Origin of the sequence: Microbacterium sp. 5K110 (assembly GCF_005774735.1) — a bacterium.
In the GTDB taxonomy this organism is placed as follows: Bacteria; Actinomycetota; Actinomycetes; order Actinomycetales; family Microbacteriaceae; genus Microbacterium.
Genome location: NZ_VBUM01000130.1, coordinates 1 through 6288 on the forward strand (window position 1 = coordinate 1; position 6288 = coordinate 6288).

The following is a 6288-nucleotide window of genomic DNA, read 5'->3' on the forward strand; positions in this document are numbered from 1 at the left end:
GGGAAGCGGTGCTCATGCGGAGATCTCCGGGGGGCTGGGCTGGGCGCGGCGGGCTCGCCGGCGCAGGAGTCGATGCGAGGGAAGGATGGTCAGGACGAGGCACGCCGCGACACCGACGACGCCGAAGGCGATGCCGATCAGATAGTCGCCGGGCCAGCTCTGCTGCGTGCCGATGTACATCAGCAGGAACGCCAGGCTCACCACCGCCGTCCAGGCGTAGAAGATGAGGACCGCGTCGCGGTCGCTGTGCCCCATGTCGAGCATGCGATGGTGCAGGTGCTTGCGGTCGGGCGAGAACGGCGAACGCCCCGCCCATTGCCGCCGGGCCACGGCGAGGCCGAAGTCCAGCAGCGGCAGGAGCACGATCACCACCGGCAGCAGGATCGGGATGAACGCGCCGAGGAGCTGCGAGCGACCGATCTTCTCGGGATCGAGGACCGCGGGGTCGAGCTGACCGGTGATGGCGATCGCCGAACTGGCCATGAGCAGGCCGAGCATGAGGGCACCGGCATCCCCCATGAACAGCTTCGCGGGCGTCCAGTTCATGGGCAGGAAGCCCAGGCACGCGCCCACCAGCACGGCGGCGATGAACGACGCGAGGTTGAAGTACGTGCTCGCCCCCGTGTCGCGGACGAGGAGGTACGAGTAGGCGAAGAAGACGCCGTTCGCGATGAGGCACACCCCGGCGACCAGGCCGTTCAGTCCGTCGATGAAGTTGACGGCGTTCATGACGACCACGAGCGCGAACACCGTGAGCAGGAAGCTCACCCACCCCGAGCCGACCGTGAGAGCGCCGATCGGCAGCGACAGGATCTGCAGCTGCGCGAACCACGCGATGATGCCGGCGGCGACGAACTGCGCGCCGAGCTTGATCATCCAGTCCAGGTCCCACAGATCGTCGGCGACACCCACGAGGACGATGAGGAGCACCGCGCCCAGCAACGACAGCACCGGGACGGGGTCGGTCCAGAAGATCGAGAAGTAGGGGTTGCGGCTCGACAACGCGAACGCGGCGACGACGCCCAGGAACATCGCGACCCCGCCCAGGCGCGGCGTCGGCGTCTTGTGCACGTCGCGATCCCGGATGCCGGGATACAGCTTGAAACGCAGCGCGAGCTTCCACACCACCCACGACAGCGCGAGAGTCACCGCGGCCGTGAACAGGATGGTGAGGAGATACTGGGTCACGGCCCGGGGGCCTCGGCATCCGGGGCGGTACTCGCCGTCGGCGACGGGGCGCCCGAGGGGGCGTCCGACTCGGGGTCGGGCTCGAGCAGGTCGCCGAGCACCTCGCGAAGTCGTGCGCGCGACACGGTGCCCTCGCGGAGCACTCGCACCCGCGGCTCGGCTCCGCCGACCAAGGTCGTGGCGTCCACGATCGTGGAGGCGAAGCCCCACTCGCTGGCGCCGGCGTCGAGATACACCGCGACGCTGTCGCCCAGCATGTCGCGGGCTTCGTCGATGCTCACCGCAGCGGGCATGCCGGTGCGGTTGGCACTGGACACCGCCAGGGGGCCGGTCTCTTCGAGCAATTCGAGCGTGAGGTTCTGCGCCGGCATGCGGACGGCGACGGTGCCGTGGGTGTCGCCGAGATCCCACGACAGCGACGGCTGGGCGGGCAGCACGATCGTCAGACCGCCCGGCCAGAAGGTGTGCACGAGGTCGTCGACGGCGGGCGGGATCTCGGCCGCGAGGGCGCGCAACGTGCCCACACCGGGCACGAGCACCGGCGGCGGCTGCTGACGACCGCGCCCTTTCGCCTCGAGCAGGCCCGCGACGGCGCGCGCGTTGAACGCGTCCGCGGCGATTCCGTAGACGGTGTCGGTGGGGAGCACGACGAGTTCGCCTCGACTGATCGCCTGGCGCGCGTGGCGCATCCCGGAGAGCAGTTGCGACTCGTCACGGCAGTCGTAGACGGGTGACATGTCGCGCGACAGTCTACCGACGCCGAGCGCGACGCGCGGTCAGGGACGGATCGCGGTCGTGGCCCGGTCGCGAGTGGTGAGATCGGGATGCGTCGCCGCCGCCCGCCATCCGTCGGCGGCGAGGATCTCGCGGATCGCGCTCCCCTGCCACTCCCCGTGCTCGATGACGATCGTGCCCCCGGGGTGCGCGAGGCGCAGACCGACGCGGCTGAGCACGCGCACGGCATCCAGCCCGTCCGGCCCGCCGTAGAGCGCGGCCGGCGGGTCGAACAGCCGCACCTCGGGATCGCGCGGGATCGCGTCGTCCGGGACGTAGGGAGGGTTGGATGCCACGACCGAGACCGTGCCGTCCAGCTCGGGGAAGGCCTCGGCGAGGTCGACGAAGGCGAGCGAGAGGTTCGCGGCCCCGATACGGGCGGCGTTCTCCTTCGCCCAGATGAAGGCCTCGACGGAGTTCTCGGCCGCGAAGACCCGCGCGTGCGGCATCTCGGTGGCCAGGGCCAGGGCGATCGCCCCGCTGCCGGTGCCGAGGTCGACCGCGATCGGAGACGCGGATGCCGATGCGCCCAGGGCGTCGATCGCGAGCTGCGCCACCATCTCGGTCTCGGGACGCGGGACGAAGACGCCCGGACCCACCGCGAGTTCCATCGAACGGAAGGGCGCGAGGCCCGTGAGGTGCTGGAGCGGCTCGCGCGCGCAGCGGCGGTCGACGAGGGGCGCCAGGGCGGCGCCGGCCTCCGCGGGGAGACGGTCGCCGCGGATCGCGGCGGCCTGCACTCCGCCGCGAGACGTGCCGAGCACGTGGGCGACGAGGAGCTCGGCGTCGACCTGCGGGTCGGGGATGCCGGCGGCGGCGAAGCGTGCGGCGGTGTCGCGGACGATGCCGGCGACGGCGGGCTGCGGGGTGGGAACGGTCTCGGGCATGACGGGAGTCGAGCCTAGTCGTGGAGCGTCACACACGGACCCCACCCACTCGCGCTCGCCTAGGATTGTCGCGATCCGACCGACGGCGAAAGGCGAGCCATGCCCGGCATCCACTCCGACATCACCTCCGCGTTCGGCGACACCCCCCTGGTGCGCCTGAATCGCGTGGCCGAGGGAGCCGGGGGCCAGATCCTGGCCAAGCTCGAGTTCTACAACCCGGCATCGAGCGTGAAGGACCGTCTCGGCATCGCGATCGTCGACGCGGCCGAGGCCTCGGGCGAACTGAAGCCCGGCGGCACCCTCGTGGAGTCCACGAGCGGCAACACCGGCATCGCTCTCGCGATGGTCGGCGCGGCGCGCGGGTACAAGGTCATCCTGACGATGCCCGCCTCGATGTCGAAGGAACGCCGCATCCTGCTCAAGGCCTTCGGTGCCGAGCTCGTGCTCACCGACCCCACTAAGGGCATGTCGCACGCGGTCGACGAGGCCAAGCGCATCGTCGCCGAGACGCCGGGCGCCGTGTGGGCCCGTCAGTTCGAGAACGAGGCCAACCCCGCCATCCACCGCAAGACCACGGCCGAGGAGATCCTGCGCGACACCGACGGCAAGGTCGACTACTTCGTCGCCGGCATCGGAACGGGCGGCACCATCACGGGTGTGGGCCAGGTGCTCAAGGAGCGCGTCCCCGGCGTGAAGGTCGTCGCCGTCGAGCCGGCCGACTCCCCCATCCTCACCAAGGGGCACCCCGGTCCGCACAAGATCCAGGGCATCGGACCCAACTTCGTCCCCGCGATCCTCGACCGCGACATCATCGACGAGGTCATCGACGTCGAGTTCGACGACGCCATCCGCCTCGCCCGCGAGACCGCGGCCAAGGACGGCATCCTGGTCGGGATGTCCTCGGGTGCCGCGATCTGGGCGGCGCTCGAGATCGCGCGTCGCCCCGAGGCCGCCGGCAAGAACATCGTCGTGATCATCCCCTCGTACGGCGAGCGGTACCTCTCCACCGCTCTGTACGAGCACCTGCGCGAAGACTGACGTGGGGGTCTTCTCCCGCCTCCGCGAAGACGTCGCCGCCGCCAAACTCCGCGATCCCGCGGCGAGGGGCGGGATCGAGATCGCCCTGTTGTACCCGGGGCTGCACGCGGTGTGGTCGTATCGCGTGGCGAACCGCCTGTGGCTGCGCGGCCTGCGGTTCCCTGCTCGGGCGATCTCGCAGGTCTCGCGCTGGTTGACGGGCATCGAGATCCATCCCGGCGCGACCATCGGCCGCCGTTTCTTCATCGATCACGGCATGGGTGTCGTGATCGGTGAGACGGCCGAGGTCGGCGACGACGTGATGCTGTACCACGGGGTCACCCTCGGCGGCCGTCAGCGCGAGGGCGGCAAGCGCCACCCCACGCTGCACGACGGCGTCGCGGTGGGAGCGGGAGCCAAGATCCTCGGCCCGATCACGATCGGCGCGCACAGCCTCGTCGGCGCGAATGCCGTGGTGACCCGCGACGCGCCGCCGGAGAGCGTCTTGGTCGGAGTGCCTGCCAAGCCGCGCGCGCGGCGGGCGAGCGAGGACACCCGCGCCCTGCTCACCACACCCGAGTACTGGATCTGATCCGATCAGCCCTTCGCGGGCGCGGTGGCCCGCGACCGGCGGTCGATCAGCACCACCGTCAGCACCCACGTCACGATCGCCGAGACGATCCACACCACGAGCGGTGCGAGGAGCCAGGCTCCGGCGGTCGTGATCCGGATGCCCGCGGACGGCAGGAACGCCACCACGAGCAGCGACACGAACGTCGCGATGATGCCGATGCCGCCGAGCAGGAGCGGTGCGTGCTTCTCCGCGAGACCCGTCGCCACCGGCGTCGCGATGCTCTGGACGATCGCGAAGACCACGATCGCCACGAGGAACCCCCACCAGTCGAGCCACGAGATGCGGAACCCGTCGACGAGAAGGTCGGCGAGCACGAGACCCGCGGCGGCCGAGGCCAGATAGACGAGCACACGCAGCAGCCGGATCTTCATGGTGCGAGGCTAGCGGAACGCCGGCCGTAGGCTCGATCCATGCCCGCCCTCCACGATCTGTCGCTCCTCGCCCAGGTCGAGGGCCTGCGACGGGGAGAGCTCTCTCCCACCGAACTGGCCGACCACTACCTCGATCGCATCCGCCGGTTCGCCGACCTGGGCGCCTTCGCCGAGGTCACGCGCAGCGCCGCTCTCGAGCGCGCGGCCGTGCTCGAATCCGGCGCCTCCGGCGGCCCGCTGTGGGGTGTGCCGTCGGCCGAGAAGGACCTCGTCGCCCGCACCGGGGTCGCCACCCGCTACGGCTCACGCGCCCGCGCAGACCTCGTGCCCGTGGCATCCGACCCTCTCGCCGAGGCGATGGATGCCGCCGGCGCGGTGAGCCTCGGCAAGACGAGCACGTCGGAGTTCGGGCTGACCGGCTTCACCGAACCCCTCATCCACTCCCCCGCCCGCGACCCCTGGCGGACATCGGCCGGTGCGGGCGGATCCAGCGGCGGTGCGGCGGTCGCCGTGGCTGCGGGGCTGCTTCCGGCCGCGATCGGATCGGACGGCGGCGGGTCGATCCGCATCCCGTCGGCGACGGTCGGGGTCGTGGGGCTGAAGCCGTCGCGGGGACGCCTGCCGATCGGTTCCGGCTTCGACTCGCCCGATGGTCTCGCGGTGAACGGGCCCATCGCCCGCACCGCCGCCGACGCGGCACTGCTGCTGGACGCACTCGTGGGACTGGCGCCGCTGTCGTACGCCACCGCGCCACCCGGAACGGGCCCGTTCCTCGCAGCAGCACGCCGCGAGCCCGGTTCGCTGCGCGTCGGCATCACCACCGAGTCGCCGTGGGACGACGACGAGGACATCGTGCTGGACGCCGACGCACGCACCGCGTTCGACACGGCCGCGACATGGCTCGCCGACGCCGGGCACGGGGTGACGGATGCCGAGTGGCATCCGGTCGGCTACGCGTCACTGTTCCGCGTGCTGTGGCGCGCCAGCGCGGCGCGCATCCCCTTGAGCGACGAGGACATGACGCTCGTGGAGCCGCTCACCGCCTGGCTCGTCCGTGAGGGCCGGGCACTGTCGGCCGTCGACCTGCTCGGTGGGCTGTCGGCGGCACGCGCGTTCGAGCGACGGACGATCGCCGACTTCGCCGCGTTCGATGCCGTGCTCACGCCCGCGCTGGCGCAATCACCGCGGCCCGTCGGGTGGTACGCCGGCCACGACCCGGAACGCACGTTCGCGATGCAGGTCGAGTACGCGCCGTACTCGAGCTTCGTCAACGTCGCGGGGCTCCCCGCCCTCACGTTGCCGGTGACGACGGATGCCGCGGGACACCCCGTCTCGGTGCAGCTGATCGGCCGACCGGGCGGCGAGGCGACGCTGCTCGCGCTCGCGACGCAGCTCGAGGGACTCCGCGGCCCGTTGC

7 protein-coding genes are annotated in these 6288 nt (G+C 71.4%); 3 read left to right on the forward strand and 4 right to left on the reverse strand.

Features of this window, described 5'->3' with window-relative positions:
- Positions 1–12: 12 nt before the first annotated feature.
- The 3 genes from FE256_RS17255 to prmC are packed head-to-tail and all read right to left on the reverse strand — an operon-like array spanning position 13 to position 2849.
- Positions 13–1188 carry an MraY family glycosyltransferase gene (locus FE256_RS17255; protein ID WP_138178104.1) on the reverse strand — a complete coding sequence of 392 codons (1176 nt, stop codon included), beginning with the start codon at positions 1186–1188 and terminating at the stop codon, positions 13–15.
- Entirely contained in the window at positions 1185–1925 is a 741-nt protein-coding gene (locus tag FE256_RS17260; protein WP_138178106.1) for an L-threonylcarbamoyladenylate synthase, read from the reverse strand. The genes FE256_RS17255 and FE256_RS17260 overlap by 4 nt, the downstream gene beginning before the upstream one ends.
- Before the next feature lie 39 nt (positions 1926–1964).
- Positions 1965–2849 carry a peptide chain release factor N(5)-glutamine methyltransferase gene (prmC, locus tag FE256_RS17265; RefSeq protein WP_138178107.1) on the reverse strand — a complete coding sequence of 295 codons (885 nt, stop codon included), beginning with the start codon at positions 2847–2849 and terminating at the stop codon, positions 1965–1967.
- Between the two features lie 99 nt (positions 2850–2948).
- Here prmC and cysK point away from each other — a divergent pair, with 99 nt between their 5' ends.
- Both cysK and epsC read left to right on the forward strand, forming a co-directional pair.
- Positions 2949–3887 carry a cysteine synthase A gene (gene cysK, locus FE256_RS17270; protein ID WP_138178109.1) on the forward strand — a complete coding sequence of 313 codons (939 nt, stop codon included), beginning with the start codon at positions 2949–2951 and terminating at the stop codon, positions 3885–3887.
- Position 3888: 1 nt separating this feature from the next.
- The gene (gene epsC, locus FE256_RS17275; RefSeq protein WP_138178111.1) at positions 3889–4458 is read left to right on the forward strand and encodes a serine O-acetyltransferase EpsC; all 570 of its coding nucleotides are present in this window, start codon (positions 3889–3891) and stop codon (positions 4456–4458) included.
- Between the two features lie 5 nt (positions 4459–4463).
- Here epsC and FE256_RS17280 read toward each other — a convergent pair whose 3' ends face one another.
- Positions 4464–4871, reverse strand: a complete 408-nt coding sequence (locus FE256_RS17280; protein WP_138178113.1) for a phage holin family protein — start codon at positions 4869–4871, stop codon at positions 4464–4466.
- Between the two features lie 39 nt (positions 4872–4910).
- On the opposite strand from FE256_RS17280, the gene FE256_RS17285 reads away from it, so the two are divergent.
- Positions 4911–6288: amidase (locus FE256_RS17285; protein ID WP_138178115.1), on the forward strand; the 1378-nt coding region annotated here is incomplete at its 3' end.